At 66.4% G+C, this 25,956-nt stretch carries 27 protein-coding genes and 2 pseudogenes; 4 read left to right on the forward strand and 25 right to left on the reverse strand.

From position 1 onward, the window contains the following. Positions 1-14: 14 nt before the first annotated feature. The 24 genes and pseudogenes from icmH to ACFQDL_RS11840 form a co-directional block, all read right to left on the reverse strand. Positions 15-1,181, reverse strand: coding sequence for a type IVB secretion system protein IcmH/DotU (icmH, locus tag ACFQDL_RS11725; protein ID WP_379909169.1), 1,167 nt, complete (start codon positions 1,179-1,181; stop codon positions 15-17). A gap of 6 nt (positions 1,182-1,187) precedes the next feature. Continuing rightward, entirely contained in the window at positions 1,188-2,588 is a 1,401-nt protein-coding gene (gene tssK / locus ACFQDL_RS11730) for a type VI secretion system baseplate subunit TssK (protein ID WP_379909170.1), read from the reverse strand. Continuing rightward, on the reverse strand, positions 2,524-3,015 hold the full coding sequence (tssJ, locus tag ACFQDL_RS11735) for a type VI secretion system lipoprotein TssJ (protein WP_379909171.1): 492 nt from the start codon (positions 3,013-3,015) through the stop codon (positions 2,524-2,526). Before tssJ ends, tssK begins: the two co-directional genes overlap by 65 nt. Beyond that, complete coding sequence (locus ACFQDL_RS11740) at positions 3,012-3,227, reverse strand: type VI secretion system-associated FHA domain protein (RefSeq protein WP_379909172.1); 216 nt, start codon at positions 3,225-3,227, stop codon at positions 3,012-3,014. Before ACFQDL_RS11740 ends, tssJ begins: the two co-directional genes overlap by 4 nt. Further along, positions 3,227-3,865, reverse strand: a complete 639-nt coding sequence (locus tag ACFQDL_RS11745) for an FHA domain-containing protein (RefSeq protein ID WP_379909174.1) — start codon at positions 3,863-3,865, stop codon at positions 3,227-3,229. The genes ACFQDL_RS11740 and ACFQDL_RS11745 overlap by 1 nt, the downstream gene beginning before the upstream one ends. 48 nt (positions 3,866-3,913) lie before the next feature. Then, the gene (locus ACFQDL_RS11750) at positions 3,914-4,501 is read right to left on the reverse strand and encodes a hypothetical protein (RefSeq protein WP_379909175.1); all 588 of its coding nucleotides are present in this window, start codon (positions 4,499-4,501) and stop codon (positions 3,914-3,916) included. Positions 4,502-4,640: 139 nt separating this feature from the next. After that, complete coding sequence (locus ACFQDL_RS11755) at positions 4,641-5,657, reverse strand: AAA family ATPase (RefSeq protein WP_379909176.1); 1,017 nt, start codon at positions 5,655-5,657, stop codon at positions 4,641-4,643. Further along, the gene (locus ACFQDL_RS11760) at positions 5,618-6,640 is read right to left on the reverse strand and encodes an AAA family ATPase (RefSeq protein WP_379909177.1); all 1,023 of its coding nucleotides are present in this window, start codon (positions 6,638-6,640) and stop codon (positions 5,618-5,620) included. Before ACFQDL_RS11760 ends, ACFQDL_RS11755 begins: the two co-directional genes overlap by 40 nt. 53 nt (positions 6,641-6,693) lie before the next feature. Further along, positions 6,694-6,927: a hypothetical protein gene (locus ACFQDL_RS11765; RefSeq protein ID WP_379909178.1), complete on the reverse strand. Its 234-nt coding sequence runs from the start codon at positions 6,925-6,927 to the stop codon at positions 6,694-6,696. 26 nt (positions 6,928-6,953) lie between these two features. Further along, a complete protein-coding gene (locus ACFQDL_RS11770) occupies positions 6,954-7,238 on the reverse strand; it encodes a hypothetical protein (RefSeq protein WP_379909179.1) in 285 nt (94 codons plus the stop codon). After that, a complete protein-coding gene (locus ACFQDL_RS11775; protein ID WP_379909181.1) occupies positions 7,226-8,197 on the reverse strand; it encodes a type VI secretion system baseplate subunit TssG in 972 nt (323 codons plus the stop codon). Before ACFQDL_RS11775 ends, ACFQDL_RS11770 begins: the two co-directional genes overlap by 13 nt. A gap of 520 nt (positions 8,198-8,717) precedes the next feature. Next, complete coding sequence (locus ACFQDL_RS11780) at positions 8,718-9,017, reverse strand: type VI secretion system baseplate subunit TssF (protein ID WP_379909182.1); 300 nt, start codon at positions 9,015-9,017, stop codon at positions 8,718-8,720. Between the two features lie 96 nt (positions 9,018-9,113). Then, a complete protein-coding gene (tssF, locus tag ACFQDL_RS11785; protein ID WP_379909183.1) occupies positions 9,114-10,499 on the reverse strand; it encodes a type VI secretion system baseplate subunit TssF in 1,386 nt (461 codons plus the stop codon). Then, positions 10,492-10,920, reverse strand: coding sequence for a type VI secretion system baseplate subunit TssE (gene tssE, locus ACFQDL_RS11790; protein WP_379913037.1), 429 nt, complete (start codon positions 10,918-10,920; stop codon positions 10,492-10,494). The genes tssF and tssE overlap by 8 nt, the downstream gene beginning before the upstream one ends. Positions 10,921-10,963: 43 nt before the next feature. Further along, positions 10,964-12,337, reverse strand: a pseudogene (locus tag ACFQDL_RS11795) (type VI secretion system contractile sheath domain-containing protein); the annotation flags it as partial. Positions 12,338-12,341: 4 nt separating this feature from the next. After that, a complete protein-coding gene (gene tssC / locus ACFQDL_RS11800; protein ID WP_379909184.1) occupies positions 12,342-13,523 on the reverse strand; it encodes a type VI secretion system contractile sheath large subunit in 1,182 nt (393 codons plus the stop codon). 294 nt (positions 13,524-13,817) lie between these two features. Further along, on the reverse strand, positions 13,818-14,324 hold the full coding sequence (gene tssB / locus ACFQDL_RS11805; protein ID WP_379909186.1) for a type VI secretion system contractile sheath small subunit: 507 nt from the start codon (positions 14,322-14,324) through the stop codon (positions 13,818-13,820). Between the two features lie 29 nt (positions 14,325-14,353). Beyond that, positions 14,354-14,878: an Hcp family type VI secretion system effector gene (locus ACFQDL_RS11810; RefSeq protein ID WP_379909187.1), complete on the reverse strand. Its 525-nt coding sequence runs from the start codon at positions 14,876-14,878 to the stop codon at positions 14,354-14,356. A 20-nt stretch (positions 14,879-14,898) separates the two neighbouring features. Continuing rightward, positions 14,899-16,269, reverse strand: coding sequence for a type VI secretion system protein TssA (locus ACFQDL_RS11815; protein ID WP_379909188.1), 1,371 nt, complete (start codon positions 16,267-16,269; stop codon positions 14,899-14,901). 5 nt (positions 16,270-16,274) lie between these two features. After that, positions 16,275-16,451 (reverse strand): hypothetical protein, encoded by a 177-nt coding sequence (locus ACFQDL_RS11820; RefSeq protein WP_379909189.1) that lies wholly within the window; start codon positions 16,449-16,451, stop codon positions 16,275-16,277. Next, entirely contained in the window at positions 16,435-17,277 is an 843-nt protein-coding gene (locus tag ACFQDL_RS11825; RefSeq protein ID WP_379909190.1) for a hypothetical protein, read from the reverse strand. Before ACFQDL_RS11825 ends, ACFQDL_RS11820 begins: the two co-directional genes overlap by 17 nt. A gap of 62 nt (positions 17,278-17,339) precedes the next feature. Beyond that, positions 17,340-17,639 carry a PAAR domain-containing protein gene (locus ACFQDL_RS11830; RefSeq protein WP_379909191.1) on the reverse strand — a complete coding sequence of 100 codons (300 nt, stop codon included), beginning with the start codon at positions 17,637-17,639 and terminating at the stop codon, positions 17,340-17,342. An 11-nt stretch (positions 17,640-17,650) separates the two neighbouring features. Then, a pseudogene (locus ACFQDL_RS11835) lies at positions 17,651-18,224 on the reverse strand (DUF6931 family protein). Further along, a complete protein-coding gene (locus tag ACFQDL_RS11840) occupies positions 18,224-20,245 on the reverse strand; it encodes a type VI secretion system Vgr family protein (protein ID WP_379909192.1) in 2,022 nt (673 codons plus the stop codon). The pseudogene ACFQDL_RS11835 and the gene ACFQDL_RS11840 overlap by 1 nt, the downstream one beginning before the upstream one ends. Positions 20,246-20,767: 522 nt before the next feature. On the opposite strand from ACFQDL_RS11840, the gene ACFQDL_RS11845 reads away from it, so the two are divergent. The 4 genes from ACFQDL_RS11845 to ACFQDL_RS11860 are packed head-to-tail and all read left to right on the forward strand — an operon-like array spanning position 20,768 to position 24,750. Further along, the gene (locus ACFQDL_RS11845; RefSeq protein WP_379909193.1) at positions 20,768-21,592 is read left to right on the forward strand and encodes a hypothetical protein; all 825 of its coding nucleotides are present in this window, start codon (positions 20,768-20,770) and stop codon (positions 21,590-21,592) included. Then, positions 21,585-23,738 carry an MFS transporter gene (locus ACFQDL_RS11850; RefSeq protein ID WP_379909194.1) on the forward strand — a complete coding sequence of 718 codons (2,154 nt, stop codon included), beginning with the start codon at positions 21,585-21,587 and terminating at the stop codon, positions 23,736-23,738. Before ACFQDL_RS11845 ends, ACFQDL_RS11850 begins: the two co-directional genes overlap by 8 nt. Next, a complete protein-coding gene (locus ACFQDL_RS11855) occupies positions 23,735-24,640 on the forward strand; it encodes an ABC transporter substrate binding protein (RefSeq protein WP_379909195.1) in 906 nt (301 codons plus the stop codon). The genes ACFQDL_RS11850 and ACFQDL_RS11855 overlap by 4 nt, the downstream gene beginning before the upstream one ends. Beyond that, positions 24,592-24,750 carry a hypothetical protein gene (locus ACFQDL_RS11860; RefSeq protein ID WP_379909196.1) on the forward strand — a complete coding sequence of 53 codons (159 nt, stop codon included), beginning with the start codon at positions 24,592-24,594 and terminating at the stop codon, positions 24,748-24,750. The genes ACFQDL_RS11855 and ACFQDL_RS11860 overlap by 49 nt, the downstream gene beginning before the upstream one ends. A 526-nt stretch (positions 24,751-25,276) precedes the next feature. On the opposite strand, the gene yihA is transcribed toward ACFQDL_RS11860, so the two are convergent. Next, complete coding sequence (gene yihA / locus ACFQDL_RS11865) at positions 25,277-25,936, reverse strand: ribosome biogenesis GTP-binding protein YihA/YsxC (protein ID WP_379909197.1); 660 nt, start codon at positions 25,934-25,936, stop codon at positions 25,277-25,279. Positions 25,937-25,956 lie beyond the last annotated feature (20 nt).

The following is a 25,956-nucleotide window of genomic DNA, read 5'->3' on the forward strand; positions in this document are numbered from 1 at the left end:
CCGACTTGATCCTGTTAACGATTGGTAATGATGAAGGCATCGTCTATGCCCAGCGCCTGCGCCCGTTGCAGCAACTGGCGCGCCTGTTGCCGGTCCGCCGGGGTCGCCAGCACCCGGTACAGCGCATTCCAGGGTTCGACCCGCGCGCCGAGCGCCTCCAGGCCGTGATGCTGCAGGAAGGCCGTGGCCTGGGAACGCTGGTCGAAGGTCGCCAGCTGCACGACCCAGTGGCTTTCGCCATCCTGTGGCGCCGGTGTAGCGGTCTGTTCAGGCGCGCCGTAGCCGCGCGCGCTGCGCTGCATTTCGTCGGGCGTGCTGACGTAGACCACCTCGCGGTCCTCGGGCTCGTCGAGCTGGCGCCGGCTGAATTCGGCCAGGCCGGTGAAGCCCTCTGCCCGCGCCTCGAAGGTCTGGCCGTACCAGTAGCCGACACCGCCCCAGGCGATGCCGACGGCGGCGGCGAACAGCAGCAGCTGGCGGCCGAAGCGGGCACGGCGTGCCGGTTTGCGCGGCGGCGGCAGTTCGGCGGCGCTGCAGCCGTTGAAGCGGCTTTGCGGCCGGTTGCGCAGCACCACGGTTTCGATCTGCAGATAGAGGGCGTCGAGACGCTCGCGGCCCGACAGCCGGTATTGGCCGCGAAAGCCGATCTTGAGGAAGACGTAGATCAGCTCCAGCAGGTCGAGCAGCAGGTTGGGCTGGCCCAGCGCCTTGTCGGCGACGCGGTAGAACTGTTCGCCGCCGTCGCGCATGCCGAATAGCTCGCTGAGCAGGGTCTGGTTCTCCCAGCCGCAGCTTTCGCCCCAGTCGCAGTGCAGGATCAGCTCGTCCAGCACGATGCAGAACAGGAAGCAGCTCTTGTCGGCGACCGAAGCCGGGTAATCCAGCGCGGCGATGCGCCGCTTGAGGTCGGTGATGGCGGCGCGCAGCTCCTGGCGGAACCGGTGCAGGTCGTCGGGGCGCGGCATCCGCGGGATGGTGACGCAGAGCGACAGCAGCTCGGCACCGGCGTTGAGCAGGCGGTTTTCGGAGCTGTCGAACGCTTGCAGCGACTCCAGGTTGTGCCGCTGGTACTTCAGCACCGGGGTCGCCGCCAGCGCGATGCCGTTGCCGCGCGTCTCGTCCGGGGCGCCGGCGCCCTGTGCGACCTCGACCGTCGCTTCGTCCAGGTAATCCATGGTCATCGCGGCTTATCCCAGGGCATAGAGCTTGACGGCCAGGTCCGGGATGCGCCCGTCGACGTGCAGCGCCAGCGGTTCCCGCTTTTCCGTCAGCTCGAGCCAGTAGGGGTGGTGGCTGTCGATCTCTATGTAGGCGACGTCGGGGCGCGGGCGCAGCTCGCCCGGCGCCACCGGCAGCGCCTTCAGCGTGACGCCGGACAGGCCGCTGCGCACCAGCTCGGCGATCTGGCCCAGGCCGCAGAGTTTGCAGGCGCTGGGGAACAGCTGTGCCAAGGCCGCGGCGCCGAGGCTGGACTCCACCGCCAGCACGAAGCGGTGGCCGCCCATGGCGTGCAGGTCCGGTACCGAGGCGCGCAGCAGGCGCCTTTTCTCGAACAGCTGGGCATCCCAGGCGAATTCGAGCACGGTGTCGCTCTGCACCAGCGACAGCTGGTCGCGCAGGCGCGAGAACAGCGGCCCGAAGGCCCGCTGCAGATCCTGCAGCTGCAGCGGAGGCGACGGCTCGGCCAGGCTCGGCTCGAAGCTGCACAGTTCCGCCGACAGCGTGCACAGCTGACGATAGAGCTCGTCGGTCGGCGTCGCCGGGTTGTCCAGCGTCGCCCCGAGCCAGGGCACCCAGCGGTTGAGCGTCTGCAGCCAGAGGTATTCGCGCAGCAGCGTCTGCTCGCTCTTGCGTGCCTGGCCGGCGTCGATGCGCTGCACCACCAGGCTGGCACGGGTTTCGATCAGCACCTGCAGTTCCTTCAGGCGCTCGGTGATCAGCGTCGAGGCGCCGTACTGCAGGCAAGCCGGGATGAAGCTCTGCTCCAGCACCAGGGCACCGCTTTCGCGCCGCTCCAGCACCCGGGCGACCGGCAGCAGCGTCAGGCCGGTGATATCCTCGCCCTCGAGGATCAGCCGCACGTTGGCCTGGGCGACACGGGTCTCGACGGCATTGTTGCTGCTGTCGCTGGTGTCGAACAGCGTCACCGAGTCCAGCAGGAAGCGGCGGTTGTCGCCGCTTTCGCCGTATTCGACGCCACCCTCGACCGCCATCGGCAGCGCCAGGTATACCTTCTTCTCGAGGGTGTTCTCCGGCACGTCCAGCAGCAGTTCCTGGTCGCACTCGAAAAAGGTGCCGTCGGGAAAGACGCCGCGGCAGCCGGTGACTGCGATCTTGCCGATCTTCAGCCGTTCGCGGTCGATCGCCAGGTCGCACAGGCCATGGCGCTTGCCCTGGCCGGCGGCCGCCACGTACTGCTCGACGTAGTGGTGCAGGTGACGGTCCTGCTGCTGAAAATGCTGTGGAGCGATGAACATGCCCTCGCTCCAGACTACTTTGCGATGCCGTCTCACGGGATTTCCTCTAGAAAACTTTCCACCAGGGCGAGGCCGGTTCCATCGAGATGGAGACCCGCAGCCCGCTGACATGAATCAAGATCGGTTCCTCCGCCGGTTCTGCATCCAGCGGCAGCAGCGCCTTGGCGCTGGCGTTGCCATAGTCGGCGAACTCCGCCAGTACCGCCAGGTAGCGCGTCTGCTGCTTCAGGTCCAGGTCGAGGCGCTGTTCGCGGCCCGGCAGTTGCGGCGGCAGGTGCAGCACGTCGATCAGCGAGGCGCCGAGCAGCTCGCGCTCCTGGCGGTAGAGCTCGATGAAGGGAGCGTTCTGGAAGGCGCCGCTCTCGCTGAGCTGGTACAGCCGCAGTACCACCGGGTGCGAGTCGCCTTCGCCGTAGGGATTGACCTCGCTGTCGATGGCCAGCCGCAGCGACTGGGTGTAGCGCACGCCGGGCGCCGGCTGCGACGAGGAACAGCCGACCAGCAGCGCCAGGCCGGCGATGAGCAGCAGCGGCCTCATCCTTTCCCCCGCAATTCTTCGACGAACAGGGCGGTGAAGCGGTGATGGAATTCGCGCCGGTCCAGCTTGCGGTTGAACTGCTTGCGGTAGAGCCGCCAGTATTTCTTGTCGCGGCTGCCCCAGCCGCTGCAGAAATCGCTGAAGGCCTCCTCCAGGTGCACCGGGCTCAGCTCGTCGAGAAAGCGGTCCAGGGTGCGCTGCAGGCAGTCCATCAGCCGCTCCTGCCCCAGGGCGCGACCGCCTGGTGCTGCTGCTGTTCCAGCAGCCGGGTCAGCGCCTGCAGGCTGGCGTGCAGGGCCCGGGACTCGCCGGTGGACGGCGCCTGGTCCAGGGTGACGACGTCGGCGCGGGCGGGCTTCTCCGGCAGCGGCAGCTCGCAGTCGTCTTCGAAGGGGTCGGGGCCGAAGGGATCGTCGGCCATGACGTTGTGGCGCGAAAAGTCGCTGTCCGGCTCTGGCTCGAAGGCGCCGGCTTCGGCGTCGTCCAGCGGCCAGGCGCTGTCCGTGGCGTCGAGGTTGTCGAGGTCGAACACCGGACCCTGCGGCTGCGCCGGGCCCTCGTCCGCCGGCGCGGGACGCGCGTTCAGCAGCGACGACAGGTCGCTGACCAGCAGGCTGTAGCCTCCGAGCCTGAGGATGTCGCCGTCGCCGAGGCGCTGATGGCGGCCCCGGCCCAGCAGCCGGCCGTTGACCCTGAGTCCGTTGGTGCTGCGGTCGGTCACCTGGTAGCCGCCGCGGGGGTCGCGGCTGATCTCGGCGTGGATGCGGGACAGCTGGCGGTCGAAGTCCGGCAGCTGCAGGGTGCAGTCGTAGGCGCGGCCGATGGTGCCGCCGCCGTCCGGCAGCGCCACCGGCGCTGCTGCACCTGTTCGTGCTCGGGGATTTCGACCAGTTGCAGATTAATCGTCATAGTGAACACTCTTCACGCAGGGCGCCAGCGCCTCGTTGAAGGCGCCGAGGAAATTGGGGTTCTGGCGCAGGAAGTCCTTGGAAAACTGCACGTTGAGGTCCTGGCGCTTGTAGGGCTCGCGGCGGAAGTGGTCGAGCGGAATGCCCATCTGCCTCATCGAGTGCTCGAAGGTCAGCTCGTACTCGAGCGCGACGTCGATGTCGCCCTGCCAGAGCATCTGCAGCAGGGCGTCGGCATCCCGCGGCTTCTTCACCACGTTGTAGCCGTTCTTCTTCAGGTACAGCCACTTGCTGGTGTTGAACTTGGCGCCGTAGCGGGCCTGATAGCGCGACGACTCCTCGTCCAGGTCCAGCTTCGCCCCCGGCGCGATGAACCAGGACAGTGCCTCGGAGATCACCGGAATCGAGGCTTCGGCGTAGCGGCTGCGGGCGGAGTTGGCGGAGCCGGCGAAGAACCCGTGCATCTCGTTGGTCTCGACCAGCAGCTGCGCCTTGTCCCAGCGCATCATGTGCAGCTCGTAGGGTTGCCCCATGCGCCGCAGCGCGCACTGCACCCGCTCCAGCGCCACGCCGCCCATGTTGCCGGCCTCGTCCAGGGTCTGGTACGGGGGCCAGTTCTGGGTCGCCAGCTTGAGGCGCTCCAGCGCCTGCGCCGGCGCCGCGAACGCCGGAGCAGCAGCAGGGTGGCCAGGCGGCTCAAGGGGAAGCGGGTCGCCATCAACGGATCACCAGCGCGATTTCACCGTTGTCGATGCCCGCCCGGACCTCGTCGATCGGCAGGCCTTCGCTCAGGCGGGTGATGCACTGCTCCGCCAGGCGCGGCATCAGCGCGCGGTTGATGATCTGCTCCACCGCGCGACCGCCGGTGGTCGGGTCGCTGTTGCGGGCGACCACGAACTCCACCAGCGCCGGATCCCAGTCGAAGCTGGCATCGTACTGCTGTGCCAGCTTGGTGCGGATGCGGTTCAGCGCGATTTCGGTGATCCGGCCGAGCTCGTCGTCGTTGAGCGGGTAGTAGGGGACGACGGTGGCGCGGCCGAGGAAGGCGGGCTTGAAGAAGCGCTGCAATTCCGGACGGATGCGCTCGACCAGCTCGGCGTTGTCGGGCCGCGCGTCGCTCGCCTCGCAGATGTCGCAGATCGCCTGGTCGGCGGCGTTGGAGGTCATGATGATGATGGTGTTGCGGAAGTCGACGGTGCGGCCTTCACTGTCCTTGATGTGGCCCTTGTCGAAGATCTGGTAGAAGAGGTCGTGGACGCCCGGGTGGGCCTTCTCCATCTCGTCGAGCAGCAGCACCGAGTAGGGGTTGCGGCGGATCGCCTCGGTCAGCACGCCGCCCTCGCCGAAGCCGACGTAACCGGCTGGGGAGCCGAGCAGCATCGAGATCTTGTGCTCCTCCTTGAACTCGGTCATGTTGATCACGGTGAGGTTGTCGCCGCCGCCGAACACCTGGTCCGCCAGCGCCATCGCGGTTTCGGTCTTGCCGACGCCGCTGGGGCCGCACATCAGGAAGACGCCGACCGGCTTGCGGCTGTCGGTGAGGCCGGCGCGGGAGATGCGGATGCTCTTCGCCAGCTCGGCGATGGCGGTTTCCTGGCCGATCACCCGCGCGTGCAGCGCCTGCTCCAGCGTCAGCAGCTTGGCCACCTCGTCGCGCACCAGGCTGCCGGCGGGGATGCCGGTCCAGTTCGAGATCACCGCGGCGATCGCCTGCTGGTCGACCAGCGCGTGCACCAGGGCGCGTCCTGCTGGATGCCGTGCAGCTCGTCCAGCAGCGCCAGCAGCTGGCGCTGCCGGTCGCCGTCGCTGCGCCCTTCGGCGTGGGCGTCGCGCAACGCCGCCTTCAGCTCCCGGACCTGCTCGACCAGCGCCTGCTCCCGCGACCAGCGCCGGTCCAGGGTTTCCAGTTCGGCTTCCAGTTCGGCGATGCGCGCGCGCAGCCCGGCGATCTGGTCGTCGCCGCCGCTGAACACTGCCTGCTCGGTCTCCTGCGCCGCAAGCTCGCCCTGCAGGTAGCGGATCTTCTGCTCCAGCGCCTCCACCGGCTCCGGCTTGGCGCCCTGGGTCAGGGCGATGCGGGCGCAGGCGGTGTCGAGCAGGCTGATCGCCTTGTCCGGCAGCTGCCGCGACGGCAGGTAGCGGATCGACAGGTTCACCGCGGCGTCGATGGCGTCTTCGCGGATGAAGACGCCGTGGTGCAGGCTCAGCGACTCGGCGACGCCGCGCAGCATCTGGATGGCATCCTCGACGCCGGGCTCCTCGACCTTGACCACCTGGAAGCGGCGGGTCAGCGCCGGGTCCTTTTCGAAGTACTTCTTGTATTCGGCCCAGGTGGTGGCGGCGATGGAGCGGAATTCGCCGCGCGCCAGCGCGGGCTTCAGCAGGTTGGCGGCGTCGTTCTGGCCTGCGGTGCCGCCGGCGCCGATCAGGGTGTGCGCCTCGTCGATGAACACCACGATCGGCACCGGCGCCGCCTTGACCTCGTTGATGACGTCCTTGAGGCGGTTCTCGAACTCGCCCTTGATGCTGGCGCCGGCCTGCAGCAGGCCGAGGTCCAGCGAGCGGATCTCGACGCCCTGCAGCGCCGCCGGCACCTCGCCGGCGACGACGCGCAGCGCCAGGCCCTCGACCACGGCGGTCTTGCCGACGCCGGGCTCGCCCACCAGGATGGGGTTGTTCTGGCGCTTGCGGCAGAGGATGTCGATCGCCTTGCGCACTTCGCCGTTACGGCCGGAGATCGGGTCGATACGGCCGTTGCGCGCCTGCTGCGTCAGGTTGTGGGTGTACTTGTCCAGGGCGCCGCCGGCGGCCTGGGCGCGCTCTCGGGCGCGGCGCCGCCACCGGCGGCCGCCACCGGCTTCAACGCTGCAACCTGGGCCTGCAGCGCTTCCAGCGACACCGGCTCCAGCGCCTTCAGCGTCAGCGCGCGCAGGCCGAAGGCGTCCGGCTGCAGCAGTGCCAGCAGCAGGTGCAGGCTGCGGATGCACGACTGGTCGAAGTTCACCGAGGCCTGCAGCCAGGCGGCTTCGATCAGGTCGCTGAGCCCCTTGCTGAGGGTGGGTTGGCTATCGGCACCGCGGGGCAGCCGCTCGAGACGGACGCTGAGTTCGGCCAGCAGCGCGCGTTCGTCGACCTGCTGCTGCTCGAGAAAGCGGACCAGGGAGCGTCCCGGCCATTGAGCAGCTGCACTAGCCAGTGCTCGACCTCGATGGCCGGCACCTGCTGGTTCATGGCGGCGCCGGCCGCCTGCTCCAGGGCTTCCCTGAGGCCCGCTTCCAGCTTGCCGACCAGCTTGCTCAGCTTTACCTGCGACATCGTGACTTTTCCTTATGGCAGAAGAATTTTGCGGAACTCCCCGGGGCGGACCCGGGGCGCGAGGCAGTTGGCTTCCCCAGCCGCACCGCGCGATCGGGGCGGGAGGAGAGCTGCGGTTCGGCGATGAAATCCCGCCGTACCTGGAGATAGAGTTTCAGGTCCGTGGCTTCCCGCAGGTAGGTCCGGACCAGCGCGCGCAGCCGGCCGGCAAAGCCGCTGTCGGCCAGCAGCGCGCGATACTCGTCGCGGTCCCGCGGCTGCACCCGGATTTCCAGGCGCTGGAAGTGCAGCAGGCCGGTGCGACCCAGCAGCAGGCCCTGGCCGAGCCGGTTGTTGCGCGCCTCGGGGCCGCCGAGCCGGGTCAACGAGGTGGCCGGCAGCCGGGCGCGGCTCTGCGCCACGGCGTCGACGTGGATCGGTAGCGCGAAGTAGTCGCTCAGCAGTCGCCTGAGGCCGCCAAGGCTGCGGGTTTTCAGCCCCAGCAGCAGGCTGTAGCGCAGCAGCCCGCTGTCATCGGCGGTCGGCAGCGCCGCCAGGCTGCGCAGGCACTGCCGCTGCGGCAGTCGGCCCAGGGCTGCACCACCGGCCCGCTCCTGTTCGTCGCGCAACAGCAGGCTGGCCCTTTCCCGCTCCGACTGCTGCAGCTGGAAGAAACGGTGGTTGAACAGGTTGAGGAAGTCGTCCAGCGCCTGGTCTTCCCGGTGCAGGCTGGCGAGCAGCCGCTCGTACAGGTAGGGCGGCAGCACGCCGCGAACGCCGGACAGCGCCTCCAGGCCGAGGCGGATACGGGCTTCGGGCCCGGACAGGTCCAGCGCCCGGACCTCGGCCTCGAGCCCGTCCGGCATCGGTTCGGCGTCGAAGCGCAGCGGCCGACCGGGTGTCAGCGCACGCAGCAGACGCACCGCCTGGATGAACTCGAAGCGCTCGGGGTTGTGCTGCAGGGCCCGGCTCAGAGACATGGCTGGCTCCTGTGAAGAGCCGGCGCGAAACTGCGTATTCTCGAGTCGTCGCTGCAAAGGTGACTTGCGGGTCTGTTCGGCAGTCGGCTCAGAGGCATAGCTGACTTCCGATGGCTCCTGTGAAGAGCCGGCGCGAAACTGCGTATTCTCGAGTCGTCGCTGCAAAGGTGACTTGCGGGTCTGTTCGGCAGTCGGCTCAGAGGCATAGCTGACTTCCGATGGCTCCTGTGAAGAGCCGGCGCGAAACTGCGTATTCTCGAGTCGTCGCTGCAAAGGTGACTTGCGGGTCTGTTCGGCAGTCGGCTCAGAGGCATAGCTGACTTCCGATGGCTCCTGTGAAGAGCCGGCGCGAAACTGCGTACTCTCGAGTCGTCGCTGCAAAGGTGACTTGCGGGTCTGTTCGGCAGTCGGCTCAGAGGCATAGCTGACTTCCGATGGCTCCTGTGAAGAGCCGGCGCGAAACTGCGTATTCTCGAGTCGTCGCTGCAAAGGTGACTTGCGGGTCTGTTCGGCAATTGGCTCAGAGACATAGCTGACTCCCGTGCACCGGTGCGAAACTGCGTAATTTCGAGTCGTCACCGAAACGACGTACGTGCAGCCGCATGAAACGGTCGTAACTGCAGAACTGCTGGTAAAAGGCGTTCAGCACTTCGCCGAACAGCGCCTGCTGGTTGCCGAGCCGTTCGGCGTCCAGCGTCAGCGTGATCTCGGTGCCGGTGGCGAAGATATTGGCACCGCAGACGTTGAGCGCGGCCACCTGCTGCTCGTAGCTGACCGCGCGGATCGCCTCCGCCTGGCGGCAGCTGCGCCCTGGCAGCACAGCGACAGCACCTCCTGCAGCGCCTGCACCGGCCGGTCGGTCTGCAGCAACGAGGCGAAATTGGCGTTGAGCAGGGCGATGAAGCGCCAGTTCAGGTCATTGTCCAGCGCCGGGTACTGCGGCGCGGTCGGCGTATTCAGCAGCCGCAGCTGCCCCGGCAGGTCGATCGCGGCCAGGCTCTGGGCCGGCGTGCCGGCCGACAGCGCGCAGGGGCTGCGGCCGTTGCTGCACCAGAGGTCCAGCGACAGCACCAGGCCGTCCCCCGGGGCGGGGTCGCCGCCGGTGCAGCCGATGCTGAGCTCCACCGCGCCGCCCGGCCTCGTCCCAACGCTGGCGTACCTGCCACTGGCGCAGGTCGCGCGGCTGCCGGTAGCGGACGTCGTACAGCGGCGGCAGCAGGCGCTCGCCGTCCGGCAGCACCTCCCGCACCGCCGCGACCGAGACCACCTCGAGGTCGGCGTCGCCGGCGGCGTCGGCGACCACCGGCACGGCGAGGTGGCTGAAGTCGTAGCCGAGCGGCTCCCCCGGCTGGGCGAACAGGTTGATCGCCGGCACGGTGTTGAGCCGGAACACGCGGGTGTCGAACAGGCGGATGAACTCGGCCGGCAGCTCGCGCACGAACAGGTTCAGCCGCAGGCGGCTGTGGTCGAAGCCGCCGAGCTCCCGGCCCAGGTCGCGGATGCGGAAGTAGGCGCCCTTGTCGGGGTAGGTGAACCAGTCCCGTAGCAGGTCGAAGCCCTCGAACTGGTTGCCGTAACGCGGCAGCCAGCAGAACGACGGGTCCGCCACCCGGCTCTGCAGCCGGCCGGCGTCGATCAGACGGTGGTTGCGGCCGTCGGCATCCGACAGGCTGATCGCCTGGGTCTGGGTCAGCAGCAGCTCGATTAGGCTGGCGGCGTTCTGCTCGAAGCCCTGGACGTAGAACTCGAAGTCGTCGAAGCGCAGCTGGCTGAAACGCGCCTCGGCGTCGCAGCACGCCAGGTTCAGCTGGATCACCGCCCCGGCGTTGCGCAGCGCGCCGGGCAGCGGGAAGTTGAACGGTGCCGTGGCGGCCTCGACCGCGGCCAGGGTGAAGGGCTGGACATTGAGGTCGGCGCGGGTGCTGAAGCGGCACTCGCGGCCGTCGTCCAGCGCCACCGCCACCTCGCTGCCGGCGGGCAGGCGGACCGGCTCGTTGAGCTGCTCCGGGTCGGGCTCCAGCGTCAGCGCGCAGTAGCTCGGTGCCACCTCGGTGTAACCGGGATAGAGGATCGCCAGCAGGCCCTGGACGATCTCCGGCAGCTGGGCGTCGAGGCGCTGCTCGGTACGGGCGGTCAGCAGCGCCATGCCGTCGATCAGGCGGGCGATGTTGGGGTCTTCGATGCTGCCCTGGCTGAGCTGCAGCTGCGCGGCCTGTTCCGGGTGGCGCTGCGCATAGTCGGCCAGCGCCCGCCGCACGTAAGCCAGCTCGCGTTCGTAGTAGCGCATCAGCTGATCAGACAAGGTCCTGTGTCTCCATTCTGACGCGCAGGTCCCGCAGGTTCAGGCGCGAATCGAATACCAGGGCCTGGGGGCCGCGGTCGGTTTTCAGTTTGGCCAGCAGCGAGAAACTGACGGCGTTGTTCAGCTCGTCGCGTTCGTAGACTTCCACCCGGACCTCGGTCAGGCGCGGTTCGAAGGCCCGGACCCAGGCTTCGAGCTGGTGGGCGAAGCGGTCCGGCTCCATCTGGCTGCTGAGCGACTGCAGGCAGTCGAGGCCGAAGCGCAGGTTCGAGCGGGCCACTTCCGGCAGGCGGTTCGGCAGGGTGCACAGCGGTGCCTCCGATTCCAGCAGGCAGCCTAGCTGGTGGCGCACCGAGGCGACCAGGGCGTCGTGGTCGTCGCCGACGTCCTCGTCGGCGAGGAAGGTTTTCCAGAACAGCATCAGGCCCCCTCCCTTCGCCGCCGGGCTGGCCCAGGTCGGTGGTCAGCAGCACCTCGCCGCAGAAGTGATCGAACTGGTACTGCGGCTGCACCAGCACCTCGCAGACGAAGCGGCCGTGGCTGCCCGGTACTTCGCGCACCTGCACCCGGCCCTTCTTCAGCGGATACTTGGCCTGGGTCTGCTCGTCGCCGGCGATGACGTTGCTGCTGTAGTTGTCGAGCCACTGGCTCAGGAACAGCTCGCACTCGGCGGCGCTGTGGAAGTTGCCGATCAGGCTGCGGATCTGCACCTTCAGGTAGTGGGCGATGCGGCAGATCATCAGCGTCGTCTGCAGTTGCCCGGAGACCTGGTCGCCATCGCCCGGGCCCGGACGCCACACCGAGCCGTTGCCGTTGAAGAAGTACTTGTCGGTCAGCGGGCTCTGGCTGATCGGCACGAAGCCCCGGGCGGCGTAGAAGCCGGCCAGGTTGCCGCACAGCCGTATCGACGGCTGCGGCCGACGCAGCGGGCTGTCCGCCGCGGCGCCGTCCGGCAGGTTGATCAGGGCGCCCTGGTAGCGGTCCTGCCAGCGCGACTTCATGAAGCCGAACCAGCCGAGGCGGTTGAACTCGCGCATGGCGATGCTGGCGAAGGCGAAGGCGGCGCTGCCCCAGAGGCCGGGCCGCGGTGCCGGGATTTCGTCGAACAGGAAGCCGATGCGGCGGTCGCGGTAAGGCGGTCGCAGCCGCAGGCGCGGCATCGCCAGGCCCAGGAAGCGCGTGGCCGGGTGTTCGCGCAGGCGCTGCCAGCCGCTGTAATCCGGGCCGTCCAATATCTTGCCGATGCGTTCGACGTCGGACAGCCAGCCGGCGTCGGTTTCGCCGAAGAAGTCGTCGGCGGGTGCCAGCACGAAGGGGCAGAGGCAGAGGGCGCCGAGCTGCCCCAGCAGCTCGAGGCTGTAGAGGTCGTCGAAGGCGTCGTCGTGGTCCATCTCCATCGAGACGCCGTGGTCGACCACCATCAGGCCGAACGGCTGGCCGCCGAGGGTGTTGAGCTCGCGGTTGCCGATCAGGTTGTAGAGAAAACTGCTGCGCAGCGTGGTGCAGGTGTTGAGGTCCTGCGTCAGTTCTGGCCAGCCGATGTCAAGCACCTTGACGCGGATGCGACGGTAGCTGACCGGCAGGTTGACCAGGCTGTGAAGGTTGCGCCAGCCAGCTTCCAGCGCGCTGAAGGCCGGCTGCTGCAGAATCTGGGAAAGCTGGACCGACAGTTGCCGGTCCAGCCGGGCGATCAGGCGGCACAGCGCCGCCCTGAGCGCCTGCCGGCTCTGCAGGACCTGCGGGTCCCACTCGCCGAGCAGCGCCAGGGCGCGGGGCAGGAAATCCTCCTCGCGGGGATCCAGCCCGTTGAGCGCCTGCTGCCAGTCCGCCTGGAACATCCCGTCAGCCCGGGATCTTGGTGACCATGCGCACCGAGGTGGTCAGCTCTTCGAGCTGCAGCCAGGGGCGCAGGTGGGCGACGGCGGAGTAGGCGCCGGGACGGCCCGGCTGTTCGACCACCTGGATGCGGGACTCGCACAGCGGGGTCCTGGAGCGTTCGGCGTTGCCCATGGCGCCGGAGTTGGTGTACTGATCGATCCAGGCCTGGAGGTCGCGCTGCACGTCCGGCGCTTCCAGGTTGGAGCCCAGCTTGTCGCGGCCCATCACCTTGAGGTAGTGGGCGATGCGGCTGCTGGCCATGATGTACGGCAGGCGCGCCGAGATGGCGGCGTTGGCCGTGGCATCGGGATCGGTGTAGGTCTTCGGCTTCTGGGTGGTCTGGCCGCCGATGAAGACACCGTAGTTGGTGTTCTTGTAGTGCACCAGCGGCAGGAAGCCCAGGTCGCTCAGCTCCTTCTCGCGCTCGTCGGTCAGGTTGACCTCGATCGGGCACTGCTGCTGCACGTCGCCGGCGTCGGACTGGTAGGTCAGGTTGGGCAGGTTCTCGACCTTGCCGCCGTTGTCCAGGCCGCGGATGGCGGTGCACCAGCCGAAGGCGGTGTGTGCCTGGGTCATCTTCAGGCCCAGCTCGTAGGCGGCGTTGGACCAGACCAGCTGGCTGTTGTCGGTCGGGCGCGGGTTGCCGGCGGCGTCCACGGCCAGCTCCTCGTACTCGAACGCCTTGGTGCCGAGGCCCTTCTGGCCGTAGGGCAGGCGCGCCAGGGTCTGCGGCAGCGTCAGCACCACGTAGCGGGCATCGTCGCTCTCGCGGAAGGCGTTCCAGGCGGCGTAGACCGGGGAGTCGAAGCCGGCGGCCACCGGTTTGCCCTCGTCGAACTGCTCGAAGCTGCGGTATTCGAACATCTCCGGTGCGGCGGCGGCGAGGAAGGGCGCGTGGCTGGCCGCGGCGGTTTCGCCGAGGTAGCGCATCAGGGCCACGTCCTCATCCTTGTGGGTGAAGGCGTAGTCGCCGATCAGCAGGCCGTAGGGCTCGCCGCCGGCGGTGCCGAATTCCTTCTGGTAGAGGGCGTCGAACAGCGGGCTGCGGTCCACCGCCGGCGCGTCCTCGAACTGGTCCAGCAGCTCCTCCTTCTGGAAGTCGACCAGGCGGATCTTCAGGCTCGGGCCGAGTTCGCTCTCGCGCACCAGCTTGTTGAGGCCGCGCCGAGCCTTCCAGGCGCTGGAAGGCGTCCTGCTGCATGATCGCCGACAGCTGGCGGGACATCTGCCTGTCCAGCTCGGCGATGGCCCGGTCGATGGTGGTGGTGACGTTCTTGTCCCACACCACGGTACCGCTGAGGGCCTGCTCGGCCAGCACCGAGAACAGTTCCTTGGTGGTGTCGGCCGGGGTCTGGGCGGTGGCGGCGATGGCGCGGTCGAGCAGGCTCAGCCCGCCTTCGACGGCGACCGCCTGGGCTTCGTTGATCTGTTCTTCGGTGCTCATGCCTCATCTCCCTTGGCGTCGATGCCCAGCTCGCTGGACAGGGCGTTGATGGTGTCGGCGCTCTGCAGCACCTCCTTGAGCAGCTTCTCCAGGTCGCGGGAGCGGTCCGCCTTGGCCAGCAGCGTCTTCAGCTGGGCGCGGGTGTCGGCGAGCTTCTGCAGCGCCTCGACCTGGCCGATGATGGCGTCCGGCTCGAAGTCCTTCATCGAGTTGAACTTCAGCGCCGCTTCGAACTGGCTGCCGTCGTTGGACAGGGTGTTGTCGACCTTCAGCTTGAGCTCCGGGCCGACGCGTTTCATGACGGTGTCGAAGTTGTCCTTGTCGACCTGGTAGAAGGTGCGGTCCTCGAGTTCTTCCCGGTCCGACCTGTGGGCCGAGAAGTCGCCCATGACGCCGACCACGAAGGGCAGTTCCTTGGTCTCGACGGCACCGTTGGTCTCGACGTCGTAGGTGATGCTGACGCGGTTCTTGCTGACGCGCTTCTGTTGTGAATTCAGGGCCACGATCAACCTCCTGGTTTGGGGTCAGGGAATTAGGAAGCCTTGGATTCCAGCTTGCCGGTGGTGGTATCGAACTTGACGGTGTCGCCCTTCTCGATCTTGCCGCCGGTGCTTTCGACGTAGTACACCTGGGAGATGGTGGTGTAGGTCAGGTGCAGGCTTTCATGCGGCAGGTTGCCGTCGGAGCAGTCGAGGCTGTAGTGGGACATGCGCGCCTTTTCCAGCGTGATCACCAGGTAAGGATCCAGGCCGCCGCCTTCGCGGTTGGGCTTGGTCATGACGATCTCGACGGTCTTGCCTTCGGCACCCGGCGAGAACAGGAAGGTGGTCAGGTGCGGCGAGGCGCCGTCGGAGGTGCGGTTGATGACCACTTCACCGAGGTCCGCCATGCCCTTGTCGGCGTTGTTGCCGTTGCCGATATTGACCGACACGCCGCGGTTGGCACCCCAACTGACTTGATCGACGGCGAAGAAGCCCTTTTTGTTGCCGATGTCGGTGACGGTGGCGGCGCCCTTGATGCTCTCCAGACCGTCGATACGCATGAAAATAGAAGCCATCAGTCTCTCTCCTTAGGTATTCAGCGCCGTCTGGGCGCCGGGTGCTGTTCCGAGTGGCCGGTTACCACTCGAAGCTCGATATTCCGATGCCGTTGCCCTGGGGCTCGGCGGTTTCTGTGGCCGCCGGGGGCGGCACCCTGCCTCCTCCCGGTGTTCCTGCGCCGGCGTCGGGGGGCGGATGTCGCGTCCCCCTGCCGGCGCTGCTGCAGTTCACGGGCGCTGATCCGCGCCTCGGGGATCTCCGTGCGGTCGATACTCTCCAGCCCCGCCAGCTGGGTAATGCGCCCCATCACCGCGCTGTCGTCGCCGACCATCTCGGCCAGCAGCTCCGGCAGCGGCAGGTAGCCCCAGCGAATGGCCCGCTCCAGCAGCATGTATACGGGGCTGTGGGGCTCGGTGCGGGCGAAGAAGTCGGCGATCCGGCGCAGCTCCCGGAAGGCCTGGTCGCGGTGGTAGATCTCGCCGCCGCCTGCCAGCGTCACCATGGCCTCGGGCGCGGTGGCCGCGGGCGCCCCGGTGCCCGCAGGCTCCGCGGCGGGTTCGGTCGGCGCCTCGACGGGCCCGCTGTCGGCGGCGGGTGCCGCCTTGTCCAGCGGCCAGGGCTTGAGCTGGTCGCCGACCAGGTAGCGCAGCGCGCCGAGCAGGCGCTCGATGCTGTCGCGGACGTAGCGGAAACTCGGACCGTTCAGGCCGTCTTCGCGGCAGCGCTCGCCGATGGCGCTTTCCAACCGCGCCAGCGTCTTGAGGATGCGGCCGAGGGCCAGCACCGTATCGGTGACCGCGGCTTTTTCGGCGCCGAGCAGCGCCTGGGCCTCGGCCTTGAGCGCGGGCAGGTCGCCGCTCTTCTCGGCGGAGTAGTAGCGGCTGTAATCGATATCGCCGACCAGGGTGGTCATCTGCAGCGGCATGTAGAGCAGGCCGCCGTCGGCACTGTCGCCGATCAGCTGCAGCAGCGGCTTGGTCCGGGTCTCGGCCCATTCGCGCCGGCGGCCGGCGTCGTCGTCCGCCTGCAACTTGTCGGCGGGCGGTTTGGGGTTCAGGTCCGGCCAGAAACGCTCGACCGCTTCGGCGAAGGTGTCCAGCACCGTCGCCAGGCCTTCTAGCGGCGCGGTGCCGAACAGCTGCGCGGTCGCCAGCCAGCAGAACACCTCGACGTCCTTGGAGGTGCTGCCGAGGGTATCCTCGCACTGGCGCGCCAGCGCCAGCCAGTTGTCCCGGTTGGCGCTCTGCAGCGCCTCGTCGGTGGCGGCGTCGGGGGATTCGATCAGCTGGCGGTACGACGACTGCGCCAGGTTGAAACCGTTGCGCAGGCCCCGGTACAGCGTACGGTTGCCCTTGAGGTATTCGCCGCAGGGGGCGTCATCGGCGATCGGGTTGAGCAGCGTGTCCATGACCGTCACCAAGCAGCGTGCATGTTCTCGGCGCTGCGCCAGCGGAACTGCCGGGAAAGCCGCTTGTAATGCATATAGGCCGCGGGGCTGACCTGCAGCAGGGCCAGTCCCTCCGCGCGCCGGGCGGGATTGTTGAAGCGCAGGGTTACGGCCCGGGTACGGGGTTCATAGCGCCGGATCACCGGCTCTTGGTTGCTGCCGACGACCAGATTGCCCGTCGAGGCATTGCGGGCGTAGACCGGTTGAAAGAAGTCGCGCTTGACCATCTGCTCGATGCGCCGCGCTGCGGCCGGCTCGATATTGCGCGAGATGCACTCGTGGCAGGCCTTGAGTAGCTTCCAGGCCAGTTTCTCGACCTTGTCCCGCGGGATGGTGATATCCGAGTTGGCCTGGTCGGGGTGCCGGTCTCGCCGCCGATGCGGGTGACGTCGTAAAAGGGATGGCCGACGTCCTTGGCCTTGAGCGCCGACTTGGTGTTGAGCTGCAGCTCGACGATATGGTAATCGCCACGGCCGATGTCCATCGACAGAAAGAACTTGATATCGCGGTAGCCCTGGGCGGTCGGACCCAGCCCCCCTGCCTGACCGACTGGTAGCGGTCCTTGAGTGCAACCCCGTCGAGAGAGGTGAAGCAGCGCTGCCGGGTGATATAGTCCCGCGCTGCGTACATCGCCTCTTCGGTCTTGAAGGTGATGGTAGCGCGCGCGATATCCTTGAGGTCCTCTACGCCCTTGCTGGCGCCGCCCCGGGTCAACTTGGCCTTGGCCGTGCGCCGGTCCTTCAGCGGTGCGGACTTGATACCGGCGACGCAGCCCGGAAAGTCGGTAGCGACCTGGTTGATGAAGCGGCCAAGCAGGCGGTCGGCGGTGGTGGCGTCGGCGTAGAGTTCGTCCAGCTGCCGGTCGATCTTGCAGTCCTGGACCTGGCCTTCACTGGTCGGGTCGGCCACGTCGCCCGGCAGCAGGATGATGTCGCACAGTGGCGTAATATTCTGTTTCAGTCTTGGCATCTTGTCGTTCCTTTGCGTTTCGCTACCGGCGAGCGGCCCCTGTTTCCTGATACTGCGTGCTTTCAACCGCCGATCATGACGGTGGCGCAGCCGGCGGCGATGGAGCCGCCGTGGGTCGTCAGGTCCCCCATGCGCGCCGCCGGCTTCTTGCCGATCAGCACCGTGGCGCTGCCCTTGGCGATGCTGTCGGGCGGCCCGACGCAGGTGCAGAGCTCGCCGAGGCAGGCGGCCGGCAGCTTGCCGATCAGCACCTGGAGGTTGCCCGGACCCGAGATCGGGCCGCCGACGTGGGGGACCGGTGGCGTGCCCGGGGTCTGCAGCGGGCAGGTGTGCATGTCGGACGAGCGGGCGGCGCAGGGCATCTCGCTTCTCCTTATCCGTTCGCCGGCTGGCCGGAGCCGCCGCGGGCCAGGTCCAGCGCCATGGCGCAAACGCGGGCGCAGTACGCCGCGTGGCCTTTCCATTCCGGCAGTACCGAGGCGGTGTTGATGGCGCCGGCCGCTGCCTTGGCGTAGAGAAATTCCGGCGGCAGTACCACCGGCTGGCCCGGTTCGCCGAGGCTGCCGCTGCCGTTCCAGAACACCGCCTGGGCCAGCCAGCCGGGTGCGCAGCGGGTTCCGAGGTGCGTCACCTGGGCTTCCGCCTGGCGCCGTTTCGCTTCGTCCGGCTCCTGCACCCAGCGCTTGCACAGCGCGATGGCGGCGTTCTCGGCGTCGCTCCAGTCCCCCGGCGCAATTCCAGCGCCGGCAGGCCCACCAGAGGGTTTCGCGCATCGGCAGCGCGTGGCAGTAGAAGTTGACCAGGTCGATCCAGAGTCCCTGCTGCTGCAGGCCGGCGATGGCGTCCGCCGGTGCCTGACCGGCGTCGATGCAGGCCTGGGCCTCGTCGGACGGCTCGAAGCGCGCCAGGATCGCCTGGCAGGTGGCGTGTGGAATCTTTTTCAGCATCAGTTGATCATCACCATGCCGCCCTTGACCGTGGTGGTACCGCTGGCGGAGATCTCCGCCGAGGCCGATCCCTTGACGGTGGCGGCCACGCTGGCCTTGAGTTCGGCGTTCAGGCCGGACGCCGACAGCGACGAGCTGGCCTTGAGCGACATCGAGCCGCCGGACTTGAGGTCCACCTTGGAGTCGCCGGCGACCGCCACCTGGCCGCCGTCGAGTTGGATCTTGGAGCTGCCGGCGAGACTGATGCTGTCGCTCTCGATCTCGATCTTCGAGTCGCTGATGGTCAGCTTGCTGTCGCCGACGATCAGCTGCAGCTTGTCGCTGGCTTCCAGCGTGATCACCTTGCCGTTGACGGTGACGTTTTCGGTGGCGGTCAGGCTGTAGTGCTTGTTCGTCTTGAGGCTGATGTTCTCCTTGGCCTCGAGGCTGTAGTTCATTTCGCCCTTGACGCTGATGTCCTTGGTGACCGCGACGCGCTTCTCGGCGGTGACTTTCTCGTCGGCGTCGTTTTCGACTTCGACCAGCAGATCTCTGGCGGCGTGGAGGTACAGCTGCTCGTTGTCCTTCTTGTCGTCGAAGCGAAGTTCGTTGGCCTTGCCCTTGAGCTGGGTGCGGATACCCGACTGGGTGCTGTCCGCGGTCGGGTAGGGCGGCTTGTGCTTGCTGTTGTACAGGGTCCCGGTGACCAGCGGCTGGTCGGGGTCGCCGTCGAGAAAGCTGACCAGCACTTCCTGCCCGGCGCGGGGAATGAACTGCAGGCCGTAACCGTTGCCTGCCATCGACTGCGCGACACGTACCCAGCAGCTGGTCTTGTCGCCGCTGGCGCCGCTGTCCCAGTGGAAGCGGATGCGAATGCGCCCCTGGTCGTCGCAGGCGGGCTCGGCGTCGGTCTTGCCGGAGACCACCGCGCTCTGCATGCCGAAGACGCGTGGCTTGCCGCGGGCCGCCGGGTAGTGGAGGTGCGCCTGCGGCGTGCAGGTGAAGCGGCAGTGCTGACTGAAGGTACGTTCCCGGGTGACGCTGAACTCCTGCTCCAGCGCCACCACCAGATAGTCGCCGGGCTGGCTGTCGTCGCGGTGGGACTGCAGCGACAGGTAGCCCCCCACGGCGAGCGCGGCGCTGGCGGTCTCGGCGTCCACCAGGTGGTATTCCGAGTCGAGCTGGGCGCGCTGCGTTTCGACCAGCGGCTTGTCGAGGTCGTCGACGGCGCCGCTGATGCTGGCGGCGGGGTAGCGGAAGTCGGTCAGCTTGGTATTGCCGGCGAGCTTGTACTTCGACGCCTTGGCCTTGCTGCTGACCAGCTTGGTCTGGTTGTAGTCGTACGCCGCGAGCTCCAGGCTGGCGGCGTGGAAGCGGTGACGCGGCGCCCAGCGCTCGACCACCGGGTTCTCGCCGCCGGGCGCGCCGCTGTCGTCCAGCAGGCACTTGTCGGCGCTGTCGAACGGTTTGGCGGCGTCGTGCAGTACCAGGGTGCCGGATTCGTCGTCGCGGCCGAAGTGGAAGTGTACGCCCTCTTCGGCGAGCAGGCGGCTGACGAATTCCAGGTCGGTTTCGTTGAACTGCACGCAATAGGCCCGTTTGGCCGTCGGCATGTCGTCGACCCGGTACTGTCCCTTGAAGCCGAGCTCGTCGAAGATGGAGGTGACGATGTCGCGGGTGGACTGCTCCTGGAACACGCGGTGGCTGCGGCTGTAGCCGAGCAGTGCCAGCCAGGGCTGGATGCGCAGGCGAAAGCAGGTCTGGCGCTGGGCGTCGAGGAGTTCCAGCGTGCGGACGCCGGTGACCACGCCGGAGAAGGAGCGTATCGGCGAACGGTCGCTGCCGGGGCTGCTGTAGACCTCGCAGGTCAGGGTTTCACCGAGCCAGGCGGCGGCGTCGCACTCGGTGCACAGCAGGTCGACCTCTATTTCCGACAGGGATGAAAGGGCGGAGCTGTGACGCAGTCTGACGAGGACGTAAGTCCCGCCCTGGCTGTCTCTGGCCACCAGGTTGCTGCTCTGTGGGTCGAAGAGCACACCCATCGGTACATCCCGTTGATATCGGTTGAGTATTCGCCTGAAGGCACCGGTGCCGGGTATTCGTAGAGGTCTTGCCCGGACTTTTGAATTTAAGGTATCGGCTGAGTATATAGAGGCTTGGTTTACAAAAGCAGTCGTTAAATGTAATGAAATTGTTTTGATGTTTTTTTTACATTTATATCGAGTGTGAGCGATCGTCTATTTTGACGGGATTTCTCAGGAGTCTGCTGAAATTGCGGCTTGTCGTTTGCCTGGTTTGGATTGGTGGTGGCTGTTAAGGCTTTGATTTAATGGGCTTGGTATAAAAATATGTATCAATGTGAAGAAAATGTAATTTTTCTATTCTATTTTTTAACATTCTCGGATGTGGGTAAGCCATGGTCAGCTTAAATACCGCTCCTGGCATGGCGATAGCCATTAATTCGGCGTAATAAGCTGTGCTATTCTGCTGCCTCTGAAAACCCATCAGCTGTAAAGTTCCTTATATATCTCGACGGCTGAAAGGTTTGGTGGAAGGGGCCCCCGATGAAAGCATTTCTCGAAGTACACTTTAAGTTGATCATGACGATCTGGATCATCCTGGTCAGCGTTCTGGGTTTGCTCTACCTGATGAATTACATGAAGTTCACCAGCCTGATGTCGACGGTGGTGTCGTCGCAGCTGCAGGTGATGTCGACGTCGCTGGAACGTTCGATCATCCGCGCCGAGCAACTGGGGCTGCCGTTGCAGGAAATGGATAACCTGCCGGAATTGATGGCGCGGACCCGTGCACGTGACGAGCAGGTATCGGCGCTCTACGTCCTCGATGCCGGCGGCCGGGTGCTGTTCGCGTCCGGCACGGAGCTGCTCGACCCGGAGCACCGGCCGCGGATCCTGCGCCGGGCGCTCAAGGGTGACGAGGTCGCCTGGACCCTGGAGGAAAGCAGCGTGCTGTACAGCGGTCTGCAACTGTTCGACGGCACCCGGCAACTGATGGGCGGCATCGTGATCGCCTACGACAAGTCGGGCTACGGCGCCGTGCTGGCGCAGGTCAAGTTGCACCTGCTGGAAATGACGCTGATGATCTTCGGCAGCTTTGCGCTGCTGATTTTCGTCGCTGTGCGGCTCGGCTTCGGCGACGTCAACAAGGTCTTCAAGCTGATCAGCAGCCAGCTGCCACGGAGCCACGATGCGTCGGGCGCGGGCGGGTTGGAGCTCGTCCCCGGCTCGATGGCACACCGCTTTGCCGAGCAGATCGACCAGAGCAACCGCATGAAGGCGCAGGTACGCCGGGAGCTGGATGCGATGACCGCCGAGGTGAGCCGGCTGCGGTCCGACAGGTCCCACCACGAGGAAGTAAAAAATGACTGAGCGCAGCGACGGCCTGACCGGCTTCATCAATCGTCGCCTGTTTATCACGATCCTGCTCAGCACCTTGCTGGCGGCGATCATCAGTGCGGTGTACACCCTTACGGAATTCAATATCGCGCTCAAGCCGCGACTGTTGCAGAAAGCCGAAGCGGTGGCCGAGGTGGTTCGCGAAGACATCGAGCTGGCCCTGGGGGTCGGCGTACCCTTCGACCGGATCCGCGGCATGGATCTGTATCTCGAGGAAACGGCGGCGAAGTATCCGGAGCTCGTTTACGTACTGGTGACCGGCCGCGACGGCGAGCTGCTTTACAGCGGCGGCGCCATGGACGGCGTCCAGGCGCCGGTGACCGGTATCGCCGGTGCGGCGCTGGATGTGGATAGGGCCCTGCAGGCCGGGTTCGTCAGCCGCCTGGTCGACGGCGGCCGGGACCTGCTCCGTCTGCTGCCGCTGGGCGAGAGCAGCGAGCTTCAGGCGGAGAACCTGCAACTGCCGCTCGCGGTCGGCGGCCACGTCTACGGCGCGGTGCAGGTTGGCCTCGACACCGGCTACATCCGCACCCAGTTGACCGACGTGTTTTTCGATATCGCCATCGTGCTGGTGGCGGTGCTGCTGGTGTCGTTCGAGGTGGTGATGGTGCTGGTGATGTTCTATGTCTCCGGCCCGCTGCAGCGCTCCGAAAGCATTCTCGAACGCCAGGCCGGCGGCGACTTCTCGGTAAACGACCGCCTGTCCGGGAAAGGCTCCATCGGCACCTTTATCAGCCAGCTGAACCGCGATTCGCAGCAACTGCAGGACAGCTTTCGCTCGGCGCTCGATCAGGCGACGGGCGGTCACGGCGGCGCGATTTCCAAACCCGACGAGATTCCCCAGGGCGACGGTATCGGCGGCCGCCTGCGCCGACTCGCGGACCAGTTCAACCTGCTGAAGGTGTTGCGCGAGAAGCAGGGCAGCATCACCGATGCCCGCATTCCGCTGTTCGTGTTCGCCTTCGCCGAGGAGCTGCAAAAGTCCTTCATGCCGCTGTTCGTGGCCGAGTACTACGAGCCCAACCCCTGGTTCGACAAGGACATCATGGTGGGGTTGCCGATATCGGTGTTCATGTTCGTCATCGCGGCGGTGACGCCCTTTGCCGGCCGCTGGGTCGACCGCTGGGGCAACAAGCGGCTGTTCTTCTGCGGACTGGTGCCGGCGCTGGCGGGTTACCTTGGCTGTGCCGTCGCTTCCGGCGTGTACGAGATCATTTTCTGGCGCGGCGTGACCGCCCTCGGCTACGCCATCATCACCATCAGCTGCCAGGGCTACATCGCTGCCATCGTCACGGCACAGAACCGTGCCAAGGGCATGGCGGTGTTCGTCGGCGTGCTGATGACCGCGACCATGTGCGGTACCGCGCTCGGCGGTATCATCGCCGACCGGATCGGCTATCAGCCGGTATTCCTGCTATCCGCGATACTGGCGTCATTCGCCGGTCTGCTGGCCTGGCTGATGTTGTCGGAACAGGTCGATGAAAGGCGCAAGAAGGGCGGAGGCGGCAAGGGCTCCGCCTGGGCCCTGGCACGCAACCCGCGTTACGTCTGCATCGTGCTGTTTTGCGCCATACCGGCGAAGATCATCCTGACCGGTTTCCTCTACTACATGGTACCGCTGTACCTGGTAACGCTGGACGCGACCCAGTCGGAGATCGGCCGCATCATGATGGTCTACTCGCTGATCATCATTCCGCTGGGGCCCGTGGCCTCGCGCATCGCCGACCGCAGCGGCCAGACGGTGGAGTTGGTGGTGCTGGGGACGGTGCTCTCCGGCGTCATCCTGATCTCGCTCTACGGCGAGGCGTCGGTGATGTCGATGCTGCTGGCGGTGGCGCTGATGGGGGCGGCGCATTCCATCCTCAAGGCGCCGCTGATCGCGGCGGCGATGGAGGCAGCCGAAGCCACTCCCGAGGTCGGCCGCACCGCCGCGCTCGGCTTGCTGCGCACCTCCGAGCGGGTCGGCAGCGTGCTGGGCCCGGTGCTGGTAGCCAGCCTGCTGGTGGTTTACGACTACGGTGAGGCAATGGCCATCGTCGGTACCGGCATCGTACTGACCGGCGTCGTCATGGGTGTCTATCTGAAAAAGTCCGCGGCAAAGGAAGTCTTCGCATCATGAAACTGGATCGCCTGTTCGGCATTGCCATGCTGCTGTTCAGCCTGTCGGCAACGGCGGCCTTCACTCCGGAGCAACCGGCCCGGGTCTACATGGTGCTCTGGCGCGGATGCGAGGAGGCCTGTCAGGGCTTCCGCCAGTACCTTGAGGACCGCGAACTGCCGGTCGAGCTGATCCTGCGGGACGCCAATCGTGACAAGACCAGGTTGCCGCAGTTTCTGGCCGAGGCCCGTGACTTGCGGCCCGATCTGGTGGTGACCTGGGGCACCTCGGTGACCAAGGCGATCATCGGTCCGATCGAGGCGGGCAGCGCGGAAACGCTGCTCGGCGATATACCGGCGATGTTCATGGTGGTGGCGGACCCGGTCAGCGCCGGTATTGTCGAGTCCTACGCGCACAGCGGTCGGCCGACGGTGACCGGCATTCGCAACCGGGTGCCGGAAGAGGTGCAGATCCGTGCCATCCAGGATTACATGGAGGCGCGCCGAATCGGCGTCATCTACAGCCCGTCGGAGCTGAACTCGGTGCTGAATGCCGAGCAGCTCAAGGTGCTGTCCGGCGAGATGGGCTTCGAGCTGGTCGAGCGAACCCTGGCGCTGGGCGATAAGGGCGGTCCACTCGACGGCCAGCTGCCGAAGCTGATGCGCGAACTGGCGCAGGAAAAGGTCGACGTGATTTACGTTGGCTCCAGCTCCTACAACCTGCAGCAGCGCGACGAGTTCACCCGCGCCGCGGCCGTCGAGGGCTTGCCGGTCGCCAGTGCCTATGAGGTGATGGTGACCGACTCGGGGGCTTGCTGGCTGTGGCGAACCGTTACTACAACGTCGGTCGCCTCGCCGCCAACCAGGCGGACAAGGTGCTTTTTCAGGGGCAGCTGCCGGGCGAGCTGGAGATCTCGTCACTGAGCCGGTTCTCGGTGTTCATCAATATCGCGGTGGCGCGCGAACTGGGGCTGTTTCCGCCGATCCAGTTGCTGCGCTTCGCCGAATTGGTCAATGCGGAACCGGTCAACTGACTCCCGCAGCGGGACGTGAAAAATTTCTCTGCCGGGCCGGAACTTTTGACAGGCGCCAAGTTCAACCGCTATGCAGAGTCACATTTTCACATTCATCTGTGCCATGGTGGTGGCTACTGTATATAAGAAGCATGCGTTGAAGCCCTGCACTTGCCTGTCGTTCCCCTTCCAGGTCTGTGTAGGGCTTCTTTTTGGTGGGTACTTGTCGGGACAGTAGCTCAAGCACTTGCCCGTCGTTCGCGTTCCCAGGCCTGGCAGGCCTGGCAGGCCTGCGCAGGGCTTCTTTTTGGTATTAACTGAAAGTTTACAGTTAACAGTTTGTAGTGGCGCGCCGTTGATGTCGGGTACCGGCGGGCCTGTTGAGTAGCGTAGGGTGGAATGAGCCTGCGAATTCCACCGGCGGTATCGGACGCCGGCGGGGCCCGGTGGGGCTTGCCTCGGCAAGCGGCTCGATATCGTGGGTTGCGCAATGCCCGGGCCCGGCAGGGGTATTGAGTTCCGTACCGGTGCATCGCTTTTTCCCAGCTTACGCTTCCGTTATCACATCTTCTGCCGGCTCGGCCTCATCGTCGTTCAGCAGCCACTCGCTCAGCCGCTGCTGCAGTTGTTCGACACCGGCTTTCTTCAGCGCCGAGAAGGCCTGCACCGTGACGCCATCGCCGAGACGTTCGCGCAGTGCCTTGCGCACTTGCAGCACCGTGCTCTGCATCGGCCCCTTCTTGAGCTTGTCCGCCTTGGTCAGCAGCACATGCAGCGGCATGCCGGTGGTTTCGCACCAGCCGACCATCATTTCGTCGAACTCCTTCATCGGATGGCGGATGTCCATCACCAGCACCACGCCGCGCAGGCAGGCTCTTTTCTGCAGATAGGCGTCGAGGTGCTTCTGCCAGTGCTCCTTCATGGCGATCGGCACCTTGGCGTAGCCGTAGCCCGGCAGGTCGACGATTCTCAGGCCCGGCACATTGAGATCGAAAAAGTTGATCAGCTGGGTACGTCCCGGCGTCTTCGATGTCCGGGCCAGCCGCGAATTGTTGGTCAGGGTGTTGATGGCGCTGGATTTGCCGGCATTCGAGCGGCCGGCAAAGGCCACCTCCGCGCCCATGTCTTCCGGGCACTGGCTGAGGCGGGCGGCGCTGGTGTTGAAGGCGGCGCTGTTGAAGTGAATCGGATTTTCGGTGGTCGACATAGGGGCTCGTTCTGGGGCCT

Source organism: Marinobacterium aestuariivivens (assembly GCF_042661465.1).
Lineage (GTDB): Bacteria > Pseudomonadota > Gammaproteobacteria > Pseudomonadales > Balneatricaceae > Marinobacterium_A > Marinobacterium_A aestuariivivens.